Here is a 19,883-nt window from a genome sequence, read left to right as displayed (position 1 = left end):
TTGGCGTGGCGGAAGCCAGGGCGTGCCGCCGCGGCACGACGCGCTGCTATCGCATCCCTGCGCGAGCCTGCATGATCGTCGGGCAGGACGCGCCCGGTACGCGGCGCGCCGCAGGGAACGACGCGCCATGTTCGAAGCGGCCGAGCTCGACCACAAGGTGACGAAGGCGGACTACAAGCGCGAGGAGGCGGAACTCCGCCGCGCGCTGCTGCAGGCGCAGCGCGACCTGGCCGAGCAGCAGCGCTTCCCGGTGCTGGTGCTGATCGCCGGCGTCGAGGGTGCGGGCAAGAGCGAGACGGTCCACCTGCTGAACGAATGGATGGACCCGCGCTTCATCGAGGTGACCGGCTTCGCCCTGCCCACCGAGGAGGAGGCGGCGCATCCGCCGATGTGGCGCTTCTGGAAGGCCCTGCCGCGCAAGGGGCGCATCGGCGTGTTCTTCGGCGCCTGGCAGACCCTGCCGATCCTGGAGCGGGTGCTGGGCAAGCTCGGCGCCGGCGGCTTCGCGCGCCGCACGGAGGAGATCCTGCGGCTCGAGCGGATGCTCGCCGCCGAGGGCGTGCTTCTGGTGAAGTACTGGTTCCACCTGTCCAAGGCGCAGCAGAAGCAGCGCATCAAGGGGCTGGAGAAGGACCGCGAGACGTCCTGGAAGGTCACGCGCTACGACCGCGTGCTGTTCGAGCGCTACGACGAGTTCATCGAGGTCTGCGAGCCCTTCCTGCGCGAGACCTCGACCGGTGAGGCGCCCTGGACCGTCGTGCCGGCGGCCGATGAACGGTATCGCGCGCTGTTCGTCGGGCGGCACCTGCTGGGGGCGATGCGCGCCAGGCTCGACGCGCCCGCCTCGGTGCCGGCGGCCGTGAGTGTCGCGGCATCCCCGCCGCCCGACCGCGTCAACGTCATCCGCGCGCTGGACCTCGACCAGGAGCTGTCGCGCGAGGACTACGAGGAGCAATTGGCCGAGGCGCAGGGGCGGCTCGCGCGGGCCACCCGGCACCGGCACTTCGGGCGGATCAGCGTCGTGGCGGTGTTCGAGGGCAACGACGCCGCCGGCAAGGGCGGCGCGATCCGCCGGCTAGGTGCGGCACTCGACCCGCGCGCGTATCGGATCGTGCCGGTCGCGGCGCCGACCGAGGAGGAACGCGCGCAGCCCTATCTCTGGCGCTTCTGGCGCCACATGCCGCGGCCGGGGCGCTTCGTGGTGTTCGACCGGTCCTGGTACGGGCGCGTGCTGGTCGAGCGCGTCGAGGGATTCGCGCCCGAGCACGACTGGCGGCGCGCCTATGGCGAGATCAACGATTTCGAGGAGCAGCTGGCGGCACGCGGCGCGGTGGTGGCGAAGTTCTGGCTCGCGATCAGCAAGGACGAGCAGCATCGCCGCTTCAAGGAACGCGAGGCCACGCCCTTCAAGCAGCACAAGATCACCGCCGAGGACTGGCGCAACCGCGAGAAATGGGACGCCTACGAGGAAGCGGTCTGTGAGATGGTGCAGCGGACCTCGACGCGCATCGCGCCGTGGACCCTGGTCGAGGCGGACAACAAGCTGCATGCCCGGGTCAAGGTGATCCGCACGCTGGCAGAGCGGGTCGAGGCGGCGTTGAAGAGCGCCTGAGGTCTGACAAACGGACCGCGCAGCGATCCGGAAGCGGAAGAAGCGACCGCGCCGAGACCACCCCTCGCGCTCGGCGCACCAGCACGCGGCGCGCAGCCAAGTTGGCGCATGCCGCTGCCCGGCGTTCAGGGGAAAGACAACGGATCGTGCAGCGATCCGCGAGCGCACAGCGCGACCGCGCCCAAACCTTCCGTCCCGCCTGGCGGATCAGTCCGTGGCGCGTAAGCCAAGCGGCCGGAGGCCGCGCCCGGCGCCTGAGGGCAAAAAAAGCGCGTCAGTCCCGCGCCTCGGCCACCTCGATGACCGGCACCACCTCGACCCGCGCGACGCCGCTGCGGATCATGTCGAGGTTGTGGGCAATGCGCGGGCTGAGATCCACGATGCGCCCGCGCGTCCAGGGCCCGCGGTCCTGCACCACGCCGGTCACGCTGCGGCCGTTGTGCAGGTTGGTCACGCGCACGATCGTCCCGAACGGCAGCGTGCGGTGCGCGATGGTGTCCGACTGCGGGTCGAAGGGCCGGCCATTGGCCATGCGCCGGCCGGTGAAGTGGCGCGCGTAGTAGGATGCGACGCCGACCTGCGGCGCGCCGGCGGGACGATGCTCGACGGTGGGCGCCGCGGCATTGGGCTGGGCATCGCCCTCGGCGGATTGGGCGCAGCCCATGGTCATCAGCGACAGGCCGAGCGCGGCGCCGCAGGTGGCGGCACGCAGCGCTGGGGCGCGGAAGGCTGGGCGACGGCGGAACGCCATGGGGGGCACACTCCTCGGCGGTTCTGGCGGCACGGGCGCTGGCGATGGCCGGCGCGCGCCCGTGGTTGCCTGAATTCGCAGGCGGGGGGCTTGGCAACGTCCCCTTCCTTGCAGCAATTCCCGGGGGCACGCAATACCCCTGCCATGATGTGCCAGCACATGGGCAAGGAACGCCCCGGTATAGGGGCGGCGTGACTTGCCGCGTCTGTAAAGTATTGTGCTGTAATTTCTATTTGGATTGCCCTGCGCGTCCATTGAATTCACCGCTCTCGTTATTGTATTCGCCGGACCGCAAGCGACGCGCGGCCGGGCGGCAGGGGATTGGCGCCGCGCGGCCGGTCCAGTACACGCGCCCGTCTCCCCCGGCACGGACCCGACGCACCATGAGCGGCACCAACCAGCGCATCGACGGCAAGCGATTGTGGGACAGCCTGATGGCCATGGCGCAGATCGGCGCCACGCCCAAGGGCGGCGTCAGGCGCCTCACGCTGTCCGACGTGGACAAGCAGGGCCGCGACACCTTCAAGGGCTGGTGCGAGGCGCTGGGGCTCACGGTCCGCGTGGATGCCATCGGCAACATGTTCGCCAGGCGCGAGGGGCGCGACCCCAGGCGCCTGCCGGTGCTGCTGGGCAGCCACCTCGATAGCCAGCCCACCGGCGGCAAGTTCGACGGCGCGCTGGGCGTCATCGCCGGGCTCGAGGTGATGCGCACGCTGGCCGACCTCAACATCACGACCGAAGCGCCGATCGAACTCATCAACTGGACCGACGAGGAAGGCTCGCGCTTCGGCCATTCGCTGATGGGGTCGGGCACCTGGGCCGGCATCTACAGCCTCGAGAAGACCTACGGCCTGCGCGACGTCGATGGCGTGTCGGTCGGCGAGGCGTTGGACGCCATCGGCTACAAGGGCCCGCACGACGCCAAGCCCTTCCCGGCCGACGCCTATTTCGAACTGCACATCGAACAGGGGCCGATCCTGGAGCGCGAGGGCAAGCAGGTCGGCATCGTCACGGGTGCACAAGCACAGGTCTGGTACGACGCGGTCATCATCGGCCAGGACAGCCATGCCGGCACAACGCCGCCCTCCGCGCGGCGCGACGCGCTGGTGGCGGCCGCGCGCGTGGTCACGCTGGTCGATCGCCTGATGCGCGAGCGCGGCGAAGATGGCCGCGGCACCGTCGGCTGGCTGACCATCCCGCAGGCGAGCCGCAACGTGGTGCCCGGCGAGGTCCGCTTCAGCGTCGAATTCCGCCACCCCGACGACGCGCAGATCACCGGCCTGGCGGAATCCTTCCCGGCCGAGGCGGCGCGGCTGGTCGCCGAGACCGGCTGCCGGCTCGACCTGTCGGAACTCTTCCGCATCCCGGCCCAGCCCTTCGACCCATCCTGCGTCGACCTGGTGCGCCAGGCGGCGCAGCGGCTGGGGTTCACCTCGCGCGAGATCATCTCGGGCGCGGGGCACGACGCGGTATACGTCGCACGCAGCATCCCGACCGCGATGATCTTCACGCCCTGCAAGGACGGGCTGTCGCACAACGAAGCGGAGAGCATCCTGCCGGAGGAAGCGGAGGCAGGATGCCAGGTGTTGTTCGAGGCGGTTGTGGCGCGCGCAAACCGCGTCGTGTGACGCCGGGGGGTCGTCAATCCGGTCGGATCCCAGCGCGGCGAATAACTCCCGCCCAACGCTCGGCATCGGCCCGAATGACGGTGGCCATCGCCTCGGGCGGCTCGTCCAGTGGCTGGGCGCCGAGGGCAAGAAGACGCTCGACCACCTCAGGTCTCTGGACGGACTCGCGAATCGCAACGTTCAGGCGTGCAACGATTGTCGCGTCGGTGCCCGCCGGCGCCAACACGCCCTGCCATCCCACGGCAGGTGGCACGCCGGTCACGCCCGCCTCCAACAGGGTCGGGACCTCCGGCAGGATCGCGAGACGCTCGGCTGTCGAGACGAACAACCCGCGCAGCCGCCCGCTGCGAACCAGGTCCGCGACGGGCGTCACGTTGATCGCGACGCACTGCAGCACGCCGGCAAGAAGGTCGTTCATCGCCGGGGCACCGCCGCGATAGGGCACATGCGTCCAGCGTGTCCCGGTCGCCGCCTGGACCTGCTCCGCGACCAGGTGCGCCAGCATGCCGTTGCCGGCGCTGCCAAAGGAGACCGGCTGGGATCGTGCAGCGGCGATGAAGGCCGCGAAGTCCCGCGCACCGCCATCGGCACGCACGACCAGGATCTGCGGGACGCGCACCGCCCGCGCGACCGGGGCGAAGTCGGCGACGGGGTCGTAGCCGACGCGGGCGTAGAGTCCCGGATTGATCGACAGGCTGTCCGACCCGGCGAGCAGAGTGTAGCCGTCGGGCCTGGAGCGGGCGACGAACTCGTAGCCGATGTTGCTGCCCGCGCCGGGCATGTTCTCCACCAGCACGGATTGCCCGAGCGCGTCCGTGAGCGGGCGGGCCAGCAACCGCGCGACGATGTCCTGGCTGCCGCCGGGCGTGACCGGGACGATGAATCGGATGGGGCGGGCGGCAGGCCAGGATGGGCCCTGCCCATGGGCGCGCGGCAAGGCGATCGGGAGAAGCGCGGCTGGAAGGCCCAGCAGGACGCGTCGACGCATGCGATCCTCCGTTCAAATGCGCGGCAAATGCGCGGCGCATCGAAACTGCGGAAGCACGGATGGAGGCACTATCCAGTTTCGGCCACTCCTGTCCGGGAAATGCCAGAATCTACGTCCGGGGGATCGGTGGGCAGCCTATGCTCACGCCGCGGTGTGGCCGAGGGTCCAAGAAGGAACGCCGGGCGGTGCCGCTGCCTGGAGCATGCCATGGTGCCAGATGGCTCCCGTGCGTTCCCCGGATCGGCCGCGTGTGCTGCGGTCCCGCGCGATGTCGGGCGTGCGCTGGCGTATATGCGCAGGGCGCTGTCGCACCCGCTGTCCGTGACGGACCTTGCCCGCTTCTGCGACGTGCCAGAACGCACGTTGCATCGCCATTTCGTTGCCTTCGTCGGTCATCCGCCGCTCGCGCATTTTCGCGGTATGCGTCTTGCCGCGGCGCGCGAGGCGCTGCTGGCACCGAGACCCGACACGTCGACCACTGACATCGCCACACGGTTCGGTTTTGCCCACCTCGGGCGCTTCGCCGCGGAGTATCGGCGCCGTTTCGGCGAGGCACCATCCGCAACGCTCGCGCGAGGCCGCGGCATCACGGCAGACGCACGCACCGTCGACCACCTTGCTGTACCCCACCTATCGCGCCGGCGTGACGCGCCGGTGATTGCCGTTCACAGCTTCCAGACCGAAGGCGGCTGCTTCGAACTGCGGCGGCTTGCGGAAGCTGTCTCCGAGCAGATTTCGGGCGCGCTGGCCCGCAACCATGGCTTCGCTGTTCGCCTCGTCCGGCCAGCACCGGATGGTCGGGGCGTGCAGCCATCCGATGCGCGCTATGGTCTCACCGGACGGGTCGTGCGCCTGCCCGGCGGCACTGTCCGCGTCCTGACCGCCCTGCGCGACCTCGCGGACGGGTCGCGGCATCTTTGGGGCGACGCGCACGACGGGACGGTCGAGCAGCTGCCGCAGCTTCAGGACCGTATCGCTCATCAGGTCGTTCGCGCGACGCGGCAGAGCATCGACGCCGCGGAGATGGACTCCGCCCGTCGCAAGCCGCCAGGCAGCTTGCGCGCGCACGATCTCGTGTTGCGTGCGCTGCCGTTCATCCTGGCAGCCGACCCGACCAGCGCCCGCGCGGCGCTCGGGCCGCTCGAGCAGGCGATGGGACTCGACCCGGACGACCCGCGGCCTGTCGCGCTGGCATCGTGGTGCCGGGCCCAGCTTCTCCTCTACGACGGGACCGCGCATCCGGACGCCGAAAGGGTATTGGCGCGGCAGCTCGCCGACCGCGCAGCGGCACTCGATCCATGCGGCGATCCGTTGGTGCTGACGGCGCGCAGCGGCGGCGCCATTGCCGCAAACCGATGCGATCAGGTCGACGCGCTGCTCGCACGCGCGGGAGCCGTCGACCCGGGCTTCGGCTGGGTGTGGGAGCGCAAAGGGTGGCTACGGGCGATCCATGGAGAACCCGAGGCCGCGCTCGCGTGCTTTCGCCGCGCGATGCAGCTCAAGGGGCCGCGGGCACCCATCGCGAACTGCCTCGCGGGTATCGGCAAGGCGCATTTCGTCGCCGGACGCTTCGAGGAAGCGGCGCGCTGGATGAATCGGGCGCTGTCGGAGAACCCCGCGGCAGTCTGGCTCAACCGGGTGCTTGCGCCGTGTTACCTCGCATTCGGTGAACAACAGTCTGCCGCCCGCTCGCTTGACCTGCTCCGTCGGGCCTATCCGGGCATCACGCTCGCGCGGGTCGAAGCCGCGCTTCCAGGCATCGGCGACTCACGCTGCGACGATACTCAGGGCCGGCTCCTGGAGGGACTGACCGCGCTTGGCCTGCCGGCATGAGGTGACGGATGCGCCGGCGCTCGCGGCCGCGGGCCGTCAGGAGCCGGCGCGCTCAATAGGCCGGGCTCGACTCCGTCACCGAGACATGCGCCAGGACCACCTTCCAGCCGACATCCGGCAGGCGCACCCAGGTCTGGGATTGGCGCGCGGGCATGTCGCGGCCGCGCATGTCGAATTCCAGGTGGACGGTGGCGATGTCGCGGCCGAGCGTGGTGATCACCAGGCGCCGGCGGTTCAGCTTGATGCCGGGGCCGGGCGGGCGACGGACGCGATGGGCGTGGATCTCGTCGAAGCCGAAGCCGTTCTCGTGGATGGCCGAACGGATCGTCAGCGGCGAATTCCAGAAGGTCGCGTCGAGCACATCGACATCCTTGTCGATCAGCGCCTGTTCGTAGCGTTCGAACAGGGCGCGGACCTCCTCCACGACCTCGGGGTTGTTGATCTCCATCAGGCAGTCTCACTTTCGTTCGCAAGGGCAACGGCGGTAGCGACCAGCAGCGCATCGGCACCCCGCGCGGCCAGCAGGGAAAGACCGACCGGGCGGCCATCGCAGACCGCGCCCGGCATGCTGACCTGCGGATGCCCCGCCAGCCCGCCGAAGGCACACAACACGTTGATCGCGGCACGGATGGCTTCGAGCTCGGGCAGCGGCAGGCCGGTGCGCGGCGCGGGAAACGGCGTGGTCGGCAGCGCCAGCACGGTGCCCGGCGGCAGCAGATGCGCCATGCGCCCGCGGGCCTCGCGCCGCACCAGCGCAGCCCTGCCGCGCTCGGCCTCGGGCATCGTGGCCCCCAGCACCAGGCCGCGCGCCACATTGAAGGCGAAGCGCGGATTGTCGCGCTCGACCCAGGGGCGGAAGGTCTCCCAGGCCTCGACCGGCTGCAGCGTGCGCTGGGCGCGCGACCAGGTGGTCAGGCCGGGCGGGGCCAGGATGTCCTCCCGCCAGTCGGGAATGATGCGCTTCAGGCGATCCAGCATCGGCTGAAGCACGTCGCGAGTCGCCGGGTCGGCGAAGCCGAACGCGTCGGTCGCCACCACCAGGCGCGTGGGCAGCGCGGGGGCGATGGGCTCCTGCAGCAGCACCGCCGAAACCCGCGCGAAGGTCGCGGCATCGCGCGCGAACCAGCCCGTGGTGTCCGAGGTCGGCGCCTGCGGCAGCATGCCCGACAGGTCGAGCCGTCCATGCGTGGGCCGGATGCCGAACAGCCCGCAGAAGGAGGCCGGCACGCGCACGCTCCCGCCGGTATCTGTGCCGAGCGCGGTGTCGCAGATCCCCGCCGCGACCGCGCTCGCCGAACCGGAGGACGACCCGCCCGGCACGTAGCCCGGCGCTGCCGGGTTCTCTGGCGTGCCCTCGAAGGCGTTCTCGCCGAGGATGCCGAGCGAGACCTCGTCCGTGATGGTCTTGCCGACCAGCGTGCAACCGGCATCGAGCAGCGCCTGCACGGCCCAGGCGTGGCGCGTCGGGATGGGGTTCTGCCGGGCCCAGTCAGGGTTGCTGCCCCCGGTCGGGTGGCCGGCGACGTCGAACAGGTCCTTGGCGGCGAAGGTGAGGCCCGCGAGCTGGCCGCCGGGGGCGCCATCGATGCGGACGGAAGTGCCGGGGACGAAGGGGGAGGAGGTCATGCGCCCATCCTGCCCCGCCGGGCGCGGCGCGTCAGCCGCCCACCGCACGCGCCACGATGAAGGCCACCGCCGCGGCCGCACCGCCGATCGCCAGCGTCTGCAAGGCCCCGCGCGCGGGCGGCAGTCCTGTCGCGCGGGCCTTCAGCCAGCCGAATCCGAACAGCGCGCAGGCGGTCAGCGCGGATGACAGCGCCAAGGCCGGTGGCGTGGTCGCGAACATCATGTAGGGCGACAGTGGAATCATGCCGCCCACCACATAGGCGCCGCCGATCGCGATGGCGGATTTCGCGGCGCGCTGGGGCTCGGGTTCCTTCAGGTCGAGTTCGAAGCGCATCATGAAGTCGACCCAGCGGCGCTTGTCGGCGCAGATCGAATCGACCGCCATGCGCAGCGCGTCGCCGCGCACGCCGTAGCGGTGCAGGATGGCGGCGACCTCCCACCGCTCGCGGTCGGCGTATTCGACCGTCTCCTCCTCCTCGCGCCGGCGCTCGGCGGCGTAGTGGTCGGCCTCGCTGCGCGCGGCCAGGTAGCCGCCCAGGCCCATGGCGATGCACCCCGCGGCGATCTCGGCCAGGCCCGCGGTGACGATCAGCGGGTTGGCGGCGATCGCGCCCGACAGCCCGGCCGCCAGCGCGAAGGGCACCGTCAGGCCGTCGGCGGTGCCGATCACGAGGTCGCGCACCACCTCGTTCTGGGTGAAGTGCTTTTCCTCGTGCGGCGGGCCCGGCGGCATCGGCCAGAGGCCGTCGCGGTTGACCAGGTCTGCGGCGGGGGTTTGCGGCGGGGTGTCCATGCGCACAAGGCTATCGCAACGCGGCGGCCGCGACTTGTTCGCAACTCCTCACGACCCGACGGCGGCAGGCGGAAACGGCGATGCTGCGGATCGCGATGGTCGTGCCCTGCATGGTCTTCGGCGCGCCCGAGGCGATGGTTCGGCCGAGGCGTGCGGCACATCAAGGGCTGGATGCAGCGGCACGGGCTGATGCGCGAGGCACCGCCGGGCAAGCGCCGGCGCGGCGGCTGACGCCGCGGTCGCGGTTGCCGCGGCCACGCGCTCACATTACGTAAAGTTCATGTCAGGCGCGCCGACCGACCGCATCCCACCCCATACCATCCTGTTGCCGGTGCTGGGCGTGGCGGCCTGGCTGCTGCTGGGCAAGGCCGGCGCGGGTCTGGTCGCACTGCTGCTGGCTGCGGTGCTGCTCGGCAATGTCATGGCCGCCGTCCACCATGCCGAGGTGATCGCGCTGCGGGTGGGCGAGCCCTTCGGCACGCTTGTGCTGGCGCTGGCGGTCACGGTGATCGAGGTCGGGCTGATCATCTCCATCATGCTGACCGGCGAACCCAACCCGGCGCTGATGCGCGATTCCGTCCATGCGGTGGTGATGCTGGTGCTGCACGGCCTGGCGGGGCTGTGCATCGTGGTGGGCGCCATCCGCCACCGCACCACCGAGTTCCGCGTCGAGGGGGCCAGCGCCTTCCTGGCGGTGCTGATCCCGATGGCGGTGCTGGTGCTGGTGGTGCCGAACCACGTGGTCTCGGCGCCGGGGCCGTTCTATTCGCCGGTGCAGATCGTGTTCGTCTCGCTGGCCTGCATCGCGCTCTATATCGCCTTCCTGTTCATCCAGACCAATTGGCACCGGGATTACTTCATGCCGGTCGGCGCCATGGCGGATGCCGGGCACGCTCGGCCGAGCGGGCGGATGGCGCTGGCATCATTCGGGCTGATGTCCGTGGCCTTGTTCGCGGTCGTGGTGCTCGCGAAGGCGCTCGCGCCGGCGCTGCAGGCGGGGGTTCAGGCGGTTGGCGCGCCGCTGGCGATCGTGGGCGTGATGATCGCGGCGATCGTGCTGCTGCCGGAGACCACGGCGGCGGTGCGCGCAGCGGCGGCCAACCGGCTTCAATCCAGCATCAACCTCTCGCTGGGCAGCGCGGTGGCCTGCATCGGGCTGACCGTGCCCTCGGTCGCGGTGGTGGCCTGGTGGATCGGCCAGCCTCTCGAACTCGGCATATCGCCCGGGGCCAGCGTGCTGATGGCGCTCGGGTTCACGGTGGCGATCATCACCTATGGCACCGGGCGGACCAACCTACTGTCGGGCATCGTGCACCTGGTGCTGCTCGCGACCTACATCTTCTCGGTATTCGCACCTTGAACCCGGGCGCTCTGCGGGGCGCACGGGTTCAAGAGTCATTCTTGATCCCTCGGACGGCGGGCGCCGGCCGTCCGGCCGGCTTGCCTTCGCGCCGTGGACTGGTGCGCCGGGGACCGCTGGTGGTCTGCGCGCGGTCGCGCAGTCGCGCTCCCGGATTGCTGCGAGATCCGTTCTTGTTGGCGGCCGCGCACCGTACGACCGCCTGGCGCATGGGCGCCACCCGCCCCGCCCGGTTGCTCACGGCGCCCCCCGCCTCTATAGCGGCGCCGCCCCCCGACGCAGCCCCAGGTGCCCCTTTGGCCAGCATTGCCCCGACGCCCGACGCTTCCGCCAACCCGGCCCTGGCCGCCCAGGCGGCGATCCTCGCCCGGCCGGCGAGCGAGGCGCGGCGCATGGCCGACGCCATCCGCGCGCTGGCGATCGACGCGGTCGAAGCGGCGAAGTCTGGCCATCCCGGCATGCCCATGGGCATGGCCGATGTCGCGACCGTGCTGTTCACGAAGTTCCTGAAATATGACGCCGCCGACCCGCGCTGGGCCGACCGCGACCGCTTCGTGCTGTCCGCCGGCCACGGGTCCATGCTGCTGTACGCCCTGCTGCACCTGACCGGCCATGCCGGCATGGGCACGGACGAACTGAAGCGCTTCCGCCAGCTGCATTCCCCCGCCGCGGGCCACCCCGAATACGGCGAGCACCCGGGCATCGAGACTACCACCGGTCCGCTCGGCCAGGGCATCGCCACCGCGGTCGGCATGGCGCTGGCGGAACGGATGATGGCGGCGCGCTTCGGCGTGTCGCTGGTCGACCACCGCACCTGGGTCATCGCGTCGGATGGCGACCTGCAGGAAGGCGTCAGCCACGAGGCGGCGTCGCTGGCGGGCCATTACGGCCTGTCGAAGCTGTGCGTGCTGTGGGACGACAACCACATCTCGATCGACGGCGACACCGCGCTGTCCTTCACCGACGACACGCTGAAGCGCTTCCAGGCCTATGGCTGGGCGACGCGCCGCGTGGACGGGCACGACCCCGACGCGCTGGCCGCGGCGATGGCCTGGGCGACACGCAGCCGCAAGCCGGTGCTGATCGCCTGCCGCACCATCATCGGGCTCGGCGCGCCGACCAAGGCGGGCACGGCCGGGTCGCACGGGTCGCCATTGGGTGCGGCCGAGGCCGCCGCGGCGAAGGAAGCCCTGGGCTGGACCGCCGCGCCCTTCACGGTGCCGGACGACATCAAGGCCGGCTGGGAGGCCGCCGGGCGCCGCAGCGCGGGCACGCGCCGGTCCTGGTTGAAGCGCCTGGCCAAGCACCCGCAGCAGGGCGAATTCGACCGTGCCATTGCCGGCCGCCTGCCGGAATCCTGGCACGAGGCGCTGGCTGCGCTGCGCGCCAAGCACGCAGAGGAAAAGCCCAAGCTCGCCACGCGCGTGTCGTCGCAGCGCGCGCTGGAAGCGCTGGTGCCGAGCGTGCCGGAAATGGTCGGCGGTTCGGCCGACCTGACGGGGTCGAACAACACCAACGTGAAGGGCATCCCGGCCATCGCGCCGGGCAATTTCGCCGGCCGCTTCGTCCATTGGGGCGTGCGCGAACACGGCATGGCGGCGGCCATGAACGGCATGGCGCTGCATGGCGGCATCATCCCGTATTCCGGCACCTTCCTGGTGTTCTCCGACTACCTGCGCCCGGCCGTGCGCCTGGCCGCGCTGATGCACACCCGCGTCATCCACGTGCTGACGCATGACAGCATCGGCCTGGGCGAGGACGGCCCGACCCACCAGCCGGTCGAGCACCTGGCATCGTTCCGTGCCATGCCGAACGTCTTCGTGTTCCGCCCCGCGGATGCCATGGAGACGGCGGAGTGCTGGGAACTGGCGGTGAAGCGCGCCGATGGCCCGTCGCTGCTGGCGCTGTCGCGGCAGAACCTGCCCGCGCTGCGCACCGACACGGGCGAGAACCGCTGCGCGCGCGGCGGCTACGTCCTGGCCGAGGCGTCCGGACCGCGCAAGGCGACGCTGATCGCGACCGGGTCGGAACTGTCCCTCGCGATGGAGGCGCGCGCCGCGCTGGAAGCCGACGGGATCCCGACCGCCGTGGTCTCCCTGCCCTGCTGGGAAATCTTCGCGGCACAGGATGCGTCGTACCGCGACCAGGTGCTCGGTTCCGCGCTGCGCGTCGGCATCGAGGCCGCGATCGGCTTCGGCTGGGAACGCTGGCTCGGCGCGGATGGCATCTTCATCGGCATGGGCGGCTTCGGTGCCTCGGCGCCGGCCGAGGACCTGTACCGGCATTTCGGCATCACGACGGATGCGGTCACGGCGGCGGTGAAGAAGCGCGTCGCGTAGTTCAGGACGGGAAGGACAACACCATGGCGGTGAAGGTTTCCATCAACGGGTTCGGGCGCATCGGTCGCCTGGTGCTGCGCGCCGCCTGCGAGGCCGGCCGGCAGGACCTCGAATTCGTCACCATCAACGACCTCGGTTCGGTCGAAGCGAATGCCCACCTGTTCCGCTACGACAGCGTGCATGGGCGTTTCCCGGGCGAGGTGATCGTCGAGGGCGACACCATCACGATCAAGAACGCGGGCAAGACCTGGGGCCCGATCAAGATCACCGCGGAGCGCGATCCGTCCAAGCTGCCGCTGGCCGGCATCGACGTCGCGATGGAATGCACCGGCATCTTCACCAGCAAGGAGAAGGCCTCGGCGCTGCTGACGGCCGGCGCGCGCAAGGTCGTCATCTCCGCACCCGGCGACAATGCGGACGCGACCATCGTCTATGGCGTGAACGAGAAGACGCTGACCAAGGAGATGACGGTCATCTCCAACGCGTCCTGCACCACCAACTGCCTCGCACCCATCGCGAAGGTGCTGCACGACAATTTCGGCATTGTGCGCGGCTACATGGTGACCATCCACGCCTATACCGGCGACCAGAACACGGTCGATACGCTGCACAAGGACCTGCACCGCGCGCGTGCGGCGGCGGTCAGCGCGATCCCGACCAGCACGGGTGCCGCGAAGGCGGTGGGTCTCGTGATGCCGGAACTCAAGGGCAAGCTGGACGGCACCGCCATCCGCATCCCGACGCCGAATGTCTCGCTGGTCAGCCTCGACTTCGTGCCCGCCAAGGAAGGTGTCACGAAGGAAGCGGTGAATGCGGCGATGAAGGCAGCGTCGGAGTCCGGGCCACTCAAGGGCATCCTCGGCTACAATACCGAGCCGCTGGTCAGCATCGACTTCAACCACAACCCGATGTCGTCCACCTTCGACGCGACGCAGACCCAGGTGGTCGATGGCGGGCTGGTGCGCGTGCTGTCGTGGTACGACAACGAGTGGGGCTTTTCGAACCGCATGAGCGACACGGTCGCGCTGTTCGGCAAGCTCTGAGAGGGGCTTGCGGCCGCCCCCCGGCGGCCGCAGGTCACTGGTCGCGATCGGCGCGCCCTGCCCAGGGTGGCCGCCGATCGCGGCGCGTCCATTGCGCGACGTCATCCAGGTCGTCGCCCCGCCACCACCGTGCCCACTGCAACCACCAGCGCATGGCGGCCAGGGCCACGACGAAGCCGATCACGATCGACGCACCACGACACATCTCGCCGGCGGTTAGCGACGCCGTCGTCTCACTGACAGTCGTGATCAGGTCCGTGATCACCGCGCGAAGGTTCACTGCGCCGGCGTGGGCATTCGTCAGCCGGCGCGCGCGCGACGGCTGATGCCATTGCCGCGGCGCCGTGCGTGACGCGACCGAAGGGCGTCGAGCATCGGCCCGAGCAGCACATGATGGCACGCCAGCGTTTCAGACCGACGGGTGTTGCGGGCCAGTGCCGGCGGCTTGAACAGCGCCACGGCGCCGCCATGGTCGAACAGGTTGCGGTTCCCGTCGTCGAAACAGCATTCCGCCGGCATGCCCTCGGCCACCAGCACGCCGTGATCGGGCCGTTCGACGTGCCAGTCGGTGATCTCGAGTGTCGCCGTCTCGGACGCGGTGACGTCGATCGGCTCATCCAGGATGAGCAGGATGCTGGTGATCGTCATGGCGACTCTCCGCATCGGATGAACCGGACGTGGCGGGCATCCTGCTGCCCCGCCGCGGTGCCGGGCGGCGCGGTTCGGAGGGCGGGCCTCGGCGCCGGGTGGGTCATGATGCTGCCAGCCGGATAGTCGCCAGCACCAGCACCGCGCCCAGCGCCGCCGCCAGCGCGGCACCAGGCAGGCCCGCCGCGAGGCTCACGCCCAGCGCCGGCAGCAGCCCCCCCTGCAGCGACCGCGCCGAGGGCGCCGACCACCATGCTGCCGACCATCCCGAGTGGCCCGCGACGCACCAGCATGGTGGCGAGCCGGCCGACGGCGGCGCCGACGATGACCCAGACCAGGACGCGGAACGCGCCCATTCAGGCGCGCGCCATCGCCGCGCCCGTCATGGAACGGCGCGGCGCGCCGATGCTGCCGGCGTCGAAGACACGGGCGGCATGCGGCGTCGTGGCGGCGGCGCCATCGACGGTGCCCTCAGCGCCCGCAATTCGACGCGGGGACACTGTCGACCGTCGTGTAGCGGCCGCCCGAGGTCACCGTGCGCACGCAGCTGCCGGACGGCGCATGGAGCCAGTAGGCAGTCAGCCCCCGCTGGCGCGCGACCGTGAAGCCGCGCGTCTGCATCTCGCTTTCGCCGGAGGAGGCACGCGCGCCCCGCAGGTCTGCCACGGACGGCGCGGCGGCCGGCTGCGGCGCCGGTGCAGCTTGAGCGGCCGGCGGCGCGGACGCTCCATGCGGGGTCGCCGGCTGGCCACAGGCCGCAAGGCCAAGCAGGAGAGCGAGCACGGAGGCGAGGGTGACGTTGCGGTGCGTGAGCATGGCGAGCCTTTAATTGTTCATTAACCTGATCATGCTGCGTGGCGCCGCTGGTCGCCGCCATCCACCGGGCGAAACCGCCATCCACCCGGCGAAGCCCGTCCGCCGATTTTCGTGGCCGGCGCGATCACCGAAACGTCACCGGAAGGAACGGCCACTTGGCCGCCCGCGCGCAGGCATGCGGTGGCGGACGCCACGCCGTTCAGTCGGAGCGACGGGTCCGCGCCAATGTCTCGGACGGTGCTTCCCCGAAGCGATCCCGATAGTGCGCGGCGAAGCGACCGAGATGCGTGACGCCGCAGTCCAGGGCGATTCCCGTAACCGACGCCGCCGGCGACGCCGCACTCAGCAGCGCATGCGCTGCATCCAGTCGGGCCGTCGCGATGGCCTCCCGCGGCGTCACCCCGCGATGGGCCCGGAAGGCGAGCTGCAAGGCACGCGTACCGACACCGAGTTCGGCCGCCAGCGCGGGCACCGACAGGTCTTCCCCGACGCGGGCACGGATCGCCGCTTCGGCGCGTTCCACATGCCGGCGGCCGGCGGCGGCCGCACGCTGCGGCGCCGTCGTGGCCGCCACTGCCGCAAAGCAGTCCAGCACCAGCGCGGTCACCATGTTCGCCGCGGCCTGCGCACCCCGCGGCGCGCGCAGCACCGTCGTATCGTGGTCGACCTCGGCGGCGAGGTAGCGCAGATAGCGTGCCAGCACGGCGGTCGCGCTGCCCGCGCTGCGCCGGTCGAAGCCGCCATCGATCGCACGGGCCAGGACGGCGCCGTCCTCGGGGTTGTGGCTGGCGCTCAGCCGCAGCGAGCCAGTCGAGACCTGGACCACCAGGCCGACATAATCCTCGCCGACGAGGGTCCGCCTCGGCCCGCGTCGCGGCGCAACCAGGTCGCCGGCACGGGCTTCCAGTCGGCCAGCCGTGGTGTCCGTCGCGATGATGCCCCGATAGGGTGCCAGCAGCGTGATGGCATCGTCCTCAACGAGGCCGATGGCATGGCCGGTGCTCGTGACAGCGCTCAGCCTGATGGTGTCGATAGCGGCGGTCGCGACAACCAGGCGAAACGCGGCAGGGTCGCCGAGCGGGCTGAGGTGCAGCGGGCCGCGAAACAGCCGGTTGGCGTCGCGCGCGACCGAGACCGAACGGGTGTCGAGCACGACATGGCGGCCAAGGAGAGGCAAGGCACCTCCTTCTATCCACCGATGACACGGGGCCGCCGGCCGGGCTGAGGTTGAAGAATCATTGCCGGAGTTTCAAGAGCCGTCCAGGTTTGCGGCCGAGGCGGCCCGCGGCGTTCAGAACAGCAACAACCGCGACCGCGCCATCTCAAACCCGCGCCCATCCGCATTGACGCAGCGCAGCGCCTGGGGCGTCGCCGTGCAGGTCATGCCCCTGCCCTGCCAGGCCTGGCCATAGCCCAGCACCGGCGCCATCGGGTTTGCCACCGTGTCCCCGTGGCAGATCAGCGCGGCCGCGCCCTGCGCGCGCATCTCGACCGCGCCGCCAAAGTCCAGGTCGCAACTGCGTGGCCGCGGCGGGCGTTGGTAGGTGAAGTTCAGCACGTCGCAGCGCAGGCTGCCGTCATGCACGGCGCAATGGATGTTGCCCGAGGGCAACTGGAAGGCCTCCTGTGCCGATGCTAGGACCGGCAGAAGGACGAAGACCGCGATCCACCGGACCATCCCACCTCTCCTCGCCAGGATTTTCGACGCGATGACCTACCGAACCATCGATGCGCTGGACGCCCAGGGAAAGCGGGTCCTGCTGCGCGCCGACCTTAACGTCCCGGTGCGCGACGGCGCCATCACCGATCGTACGCGCATCGAACGCCTGTGCCCGACCATCGCGGAGCTCGCCAATGCCGGCGCGCGCGTCGTCATCTGCAGCCATTTCGACCGCCCCAAGGGAAAGCGCGTGCCCGAGATGTCGCTCAAGCCGCTGGCCGAGGCGCTGTCGGCCGCGCTGAAGCGCCCCGTGGCCTTCGCCGACGATTGCATCGGGCCGGTGGCCGAGGCGGCGGTCGCGGCGCTGGCCGATGGCGAGATCCTGCTGCTGGAGAACACCCGCTTCCACGCCGGCGAGGAGACGAACGACCCCGCCATGGCCGCGGCGCTGGCGAAGCTGGCTGACGCCTATGTGAACGACGCGTTTTCCGCTGCCCATCGCGCCCACGCGAGCACCGAGGGCGTGGCCCACCTGCTGCCGTCCTATGCCGGGCGGCTGATGGAAGCCGAGCTCAAGGCGCTCGATGCCGCGCTGGGCAACCCGGCGCGCCCGGTGGTGGCGATCGTCGGTGGGTCGAAGGTGTCGACCAAGCTCGACCTGCTGGGCAACCTGTCCAAGCGCGTGGACGTGCTGGTGATCGGCGGCGCGATGGCCAACACCTTCCTGGCGGCGCAGGGCCACGGCATGGGGAAGTCCCTGCAGGAGGCCGAGATGCACGACACCGCGCGTGCCATCCTGGACACCGCGCGCGCCGCCAATTGCGAGATCCTGCTGCCGACCGACCTGGTGGTGGCCGAGGAGTTCAAGCCGAACGCGCCCACCCGCACCGTGCGCGCGGGCGCGGTGCCCGAGGGCAGCATGGCCCTCGATGTCGGCCCCGAGACCGAGCAGGCGATCGAGGCGCGGCTGCGCGGTGCCTCGACCCTGGTGTGGAACGGCCCGCTGGGCGCCTTCGAAACGCCGCCCTTCGACGCCGCGACGGTGGCGACGGCGCAGGTGGTGGCCGCTCTGACGCAATCCGGTGCGCTGAAGTCGATTGGCGGCGGCGGGGATACGGTGGCGGCGCTGCGCCATGCGGGCGTGGCGGAGCGCATGACGTATGTCTCGACCGCCGGGGGCGCCTTCCTGGAATGGCTGGAGGGCAAGACGCTGCCGGGGGTGGCCGCGCTGGGCTAGCGCGGATCCCGGTCGGATGGACTCATCCGAGCGGGTGCAGAGGCGTTGCCGCGAGCCAGGGCGAGCGGAGGAGGCCCCAGCCGCGGCCGTCGGCCCAAATTGCAGCCACTGGTTGCTGGAAGGTTAACGGCACCTGGGCGCAGGGTCCGGATATGCGTATCTCCCCCTTGCGCCCTGTCGTGCGTCGGCCGCCGTTCAGCCATTCTTCACGTCTTGGCTGGACAATGCTGCGCATGATCAGCCTGAATTCCCTGGCCGCCTTCACGCAGGAGGTCACCCGCAGCGCCGGCATCCAGCCGGTCCGCGGTACCGAACGCCCGACGGACGCCGCGCGCGCCGCTTCCCCCGCCCAGCAGCGCACGCTCGAGACGGTGCCGCCCTCAGGCAGTCTGCCGGCGCTGCAGATGCTGCCGCGCGGGTCGCTTCTCGACCTGCGGGTTTAGCCTCGGGTCGCGCTGCACGCGGCCTGTCGACAGTTTTTGAACGCGGCGGCGCAACCAGCGCTTGCGGCGGTGGGGTGGGCTGCCCCATGATTCCGTCATGTCCCGCTTCATCCGGCGGATCCCCGAGGGCGATGACCGCGAAAGGCTGATGTGCCCCGATTGCGGGCATGTCGCTTATGAAAACCCAAAGGTCGTCGTTGGCTCCATCGTGGCCGAGGGCGACACGGTCCTGCTATGCCGCCGCGCCATCGAACCGCGTCGCGGCTTCTGGACCATCCCCGCCGGCTACATGGAAATGAACGAGACCACCGAGGAAGGCGCGCGCCGCGAAGCCTGGGAGGAAGCGCGCGCGCGCATCGCTCTGGAGGGCGTGCTCGCGGTCTATTCCATCGCGCGGCTGGGCCAGGTGCAGGTCATCTTCCGCGCCCGCATGGCCGAACCGGGCTTCGAGGCCGGGCCGGAAAGCCTCGAGGTGCGCCGCTTCGCCTGGGACGAGATCCCGTGGGACGACCTCGCCTTCCCCTCGGTGCGCTGGGCGCTGCACGCCTGGCGGGATGGTCCGCCCGGCGCGGTCGCGACCAACCCGCCCGAGGATGCGCGCGGCATGCGCCCGTTGCCGGCCGGGAGCGCGGCATGACCCCCCGGCGCGCCCTGCTGGTCGCTGTGCTGGCGGCGTTGGCCGTGCCGGCCGTGGCGCAGACGAGCCCCGCGCCGGGACAGGCGCCGTCCGCCCGCACAACGGCGCAGGCGGCCACCGCACCCACGACCCGCGCCGCGCAGCGCCCGGCTCCGCGCCGCGCGCAGCCACAGCGCCGCGCTACCCCGGCCCCCGCGCCGGCGCAGGCCGCGCATCCGCGCGGCGACCCCGCACCGGTGCCAAACAGGGACATGGAACCGCCGCGCGCACGCGAGGCACCTGGGCCGACCGCCCGGCTCGACCCGACCCTGATCGACCCGAACGAACCGCGCTACGGCACTGCGGTGGACCGCAATAACCTGCAGGCCCGTGAGGACCGGCTGCTCCGCCAGCCCGCGCCGGGTGCGAGGCTTCGCCTGCCCTTCGCCTATTGAAGCGAACGGCCCGCGTGCTGGCGCGTGCTGCGGAC

The 19,883-nt window shown here is 70.9% G+C and carries 20 protein-coding genes; 10 read left to right on the top strand and 10 right to left on the bottom strand.

Translation table 11 applies throughout. From position 1 onward, the window contains the following. The first annotated feature begins 127 nt into the window (after nucleotides 1-127). Nucleotides 128-1,612 carry a polyphosphate:AMP phosphotransferase gene (pap, locus tag MWM08_RS04285; protein WP_244458237.1) on the top strand — a complete coding sequence of 495 codons (1,485 nt, stop codon included), beginning with the start codon at nucleotides 128-130 and terminating at the stop codon, nucleotides 1,610-1,612. A gap of 274 nt (nucleotides 1,613-1,886) precedes the next feature. On the opposite strand, the gene MWM08_RS04280 is transcribed toward pap, so the two are convergent. Beyond that, complete coding sequence (locus MWM08_RS04280; RefSeq protein WP_244458236.1) at nucleotides 1,887-2,363, bottom strand: septal ring lytic transglycosylase RlpA family protein; 477 nt, start codon at nucleotides 2,361-2,363, stop codon at nucleotides 1,887-1,889. 383 nt (nucleotides 2,364-2,746) lie between these two features. Between MWM08_RS04280 and MWM08_RS04275 the strand changes: the two genes are divergently transcribed. Beyond that, nucleotides 2,747-3,991: a Zn-dependent hydrolase gene (locus MWM08_RS04275; RefSeq protein WP_244458235.1), complete on the top strand. Its 1,245-nt coding sequence runs from the start codon at nucleotides 2,747-2,749 to the stop codon at nucleotides 3,989-3,991. A 13-nt stretch (nucleotides 3,992-4,004) separates the two neighbouring features. Here MWM08_RS04275 and MWM08_RS04270 read toward each other — a convergent pair whose 3' ends face one another. Beyond that, nucleotides 4,005-4,979: a Bug family tripartite tricarboxylate transporter substrate binding protein gene (locus tag MWM08_RS04270; RefSeq protein ID WP_244458234.1), complete on the bottom strand. Its 975-nt coding sequence runs from the start codon at nucleotides 4,977-4,979 to the stop codon at nucleotides 4,005-4,007. Between the two features lie 321 nt (nucleotides 4,980-5,300). On the opposite strand from MWM08_RS04270, the gene MWM08_RS26410 reads away from it, so the two are divergent. Further along, a complete protein-coding gene (locus MWM08_RS26410) occupies nucleotides 5,301-6,812 on the top strand; it encodes a helix-turn-helix domain-containing protein (protein WP_279323232.1) in 1,512 nt (503 codons plus the stop codon). A gap of 52 nt (nucleotides 6,813-6,864) precedes the next feature. Here MWM08_RS26410 and MWM08_RS04260 read toward each other — a convergent pair whose 3' ends face one another. The 3 genes from MWM08_RS04260 to MWM08_RS04250 are packed head-to-tail and all read right to left on the bottom strand — an operon-like array spanning nucleotide 6,865 to nucleotide 9,231. After that, a complete protein-coding gene (locus tag MWM08_RS04260) occupies nucleotides 6,865-7,260 on the bottom strand; it encodes an AtzH-like domain-containing protein (protein WP_244458233.1) in 396 nt (131 codons plus the stop codon). Then, entirely contained in the window at nucleotides 7,260-8,438 is a 1,179-nt protein-coding gene (locus tag MWM08_RS04255) for an amidase (protein ID WP_244458232.1), read from the bottom strand. Before MWM08_RS04255 ends, MWM08_RS04260 begins: the two co-directional genes overlap by 1 nt. A gap of 31 nt (nucleotides 8,439-8,469) precedes the next feature. After that, on the bottom strand, nucleotides 8,470-9,231 hold the full coding sequence (locus MWM08_RS04250) for a VIT1/CCC1 transporter family protein (RefSeq protein ID WP_244458231.1): 762 nt from the start codon (nucleotides 9,229-9,231) through the stop codon (nucleotides 8,470-8,472). Nucleotides 9,232-9,511: 280 nt separating this feature from the next. Between MWM08_RS04250 and MWM08_RS04245 the strand changes: the two genes are divergently transcribed. The 3 genes from MWM08_RS04245 (at nucleotide 9,512) to gap (ending at nucleotide 13,973) form a co-directional block, all read left to right on the top strand. Then, nucleotides 9,512-10,591 carry a calcium:cation antiporter gene (locus tag MWM08_RS04245; RefSeq protein ID WP_244458230.1) on the top strand — a complete coding sequence of 360 codons (1,080 nt, stop codon included), beginning with the start codon at nucleotides 9,512-9,514 and terminating at the stop codon, nucleotides 10,589-10,591. Between the two features lie 296 nt (nucleotides 10,592-10,887). Continuing rightward, nucleotides 10,888-12,930, top strand: a complete 2,043-nt coding sequence (gene tkt, locus MWM08_RS04240) for a transketolase (protein WP_279323231.1) — start codon at nucleotides 10,888-10,890, stop codon at nucleotides 12,928-12,930. 23 nt (nucleotides 12,931-12,953) lie between these two features. Beyond that, the gene (gene gap, locus MWM08_RS04235) at nucleotides 12,954-13,973 is read left to right on the top strand and encodes a type I glyceraldehyde-3-phosphate dehydrogenase (protein ID WP_244458229.1); all 1,020 of its coding nucleotides are present in this window, start codon (nucleotides 12,954-12,956) and stop codon (nucleotides 13,971-13,973) included. Nucleotides 13,974-14,007: 34 nt separating this feature from the next. Here the strand turns inward: gap and MWM08_RS04230 are convergent, their stop codons facing one another. From MWM08_RS04230 to MWM08_RS04210, 5 genes are all read right to left on the bottom strand, one after another. Next, the gene (locus MWM08_RS04230; RefSeq protein WP_244458228.1) at nucleotides 14,008-14,238 is read right to left on the bottom strand and encodes a hypothetical protein; all 231 of its coding nucleotides are present in this window, start codon (nucleotides 14,236-14,238) and stop codon (nucleotides 14,008-14,010) included. Between the two features lie 35 nt (nucleotides 14,239-14,273). Further along, a complete protein-coding gene (locus MWM08_RS04225) occupies nucleotides 14,274-14,621 on the bottom strand; it encodes a hypothetical protein (RefSeq protein ID WP_244458227.1) in 348 nt (115 codons plus the stop codon). 471 nt (nucleotides 14,622-15,092) lie between these two features. Then, nucleotides 15,093-15,437: a hypothetical protein gene (locus MWM08_RS04220; RefSeq protein ID WP_244458226.1), complete on the bottom strand. Its 345-nt coding sequence runs from the start codon at nucleotides 15,435-15,437 to the stop codon at nucleotides 15,093-15,095. A gap of 199 nt (nucleotides 15,438-15,636) precedes the next feature. Further along, a complete protein-coding gene (locus MWM08_RS04215) occupies nucleotides 15,637-16,614 on the bottom strand; it encodes an AraC family transcriptional regulator (RefSeq protein ID WP_244458225.1) in 978 nt (325 codons plus the stop codon). A 114-nt stretch (nucleotides 16,615-16,728) separates the two neighbouring features. Next, on the bottom strand, nucleotides 16,729-17,115 hold the full coding sequence (locus tag MWM08_RS04210; RefSeq protein WP_244458224.1) for a DUF6636 domain-containing protein: 387 nt from the start codon (nucleotides 17,113-17,115) through the stop codon (nucleotides 16,729-16,731). Nucleotides 17,116-17,146: 31 nt separating this feature from the next. Between MWM08_RS04210 and MWM08_RS04205 the strand changes: the two genes are divergently transcribed. The 4 genes from MWM08_RS04205 to MWM08_RS04190 all read left to right on the top strand — a co-directional run bounded on the left by MWM08_RS04205 (nucleotide 17,147) and on the right by MWM08_RS04190 (nucleotide 19,848). After that, nucleotides 17,147-18,334 (top strand): phosphoglycerate kinase, encoded by a 1,188-nt coding sequence (locus MWM08_RS04205; protein ID WP_244458223.1) that lies wholly within the window; start codon nucleotides 17,147-17,149, stop codon nucleotides 18,332-18,334. A gap of 233 nt (nucleotides 18,335-18,567) precedes the next feature. Next, nucleotides 18,568-18,777 (top strand): hypothetical protein, encoded by a 210-nt coding sequence (locus tag MWM08_RS04200; protein ID WP_244458222.1) that lies wholly within the window; start codon nucleotides 18,568-18,570, stop codon nucleotides 18,775-18,777. A gap of 97 nt (nucleotides 18,778-18,874) precedes the next feature. After that, on the top strand, nucleotides 18,875-19,414 hold the full coding sequence (locus MWM08_RS04195; RefSeq protein WP_244458221.1) for an NUDIX hydrolase: 540 nt from the start codon (nucleotides 18,875-18,877) through the stop codon (nucleotides 19,412-19,414). Next, nucleotides 19,411-19,848 (top strand): hypothetical protein, encoded by a 438-nt coding sequence (locus MWM08_RS04190; RefSeq protein WP_244458220.1) that lies wholly within the window; start codon nucleotides 19,411-19,413, stop codon nucleotides 19,846-19,848. Before MWM08_RS04195 ends, MWM08_RS04190 begins: the two co-directional genes overlap by 4 nt. Nucleotides 19,849-19,883: the final 35 nt, after the last annotated feature.

Source organism: Roseomonas fluvialis (assembly GCF_022846615.1).
Classification (GTDB): domain Bacteria; phylum Pseudomonadota; class Alphaproteobacteria; order Acetobacterales; family Acetobacteraceae; genus Neoroseomonas; species Neoroseomonas fluvialis.
Note: the sequence above shows the minus strand (reverse complement) of the source record. Positions and strands in the feature narration are given on the sequence as shown.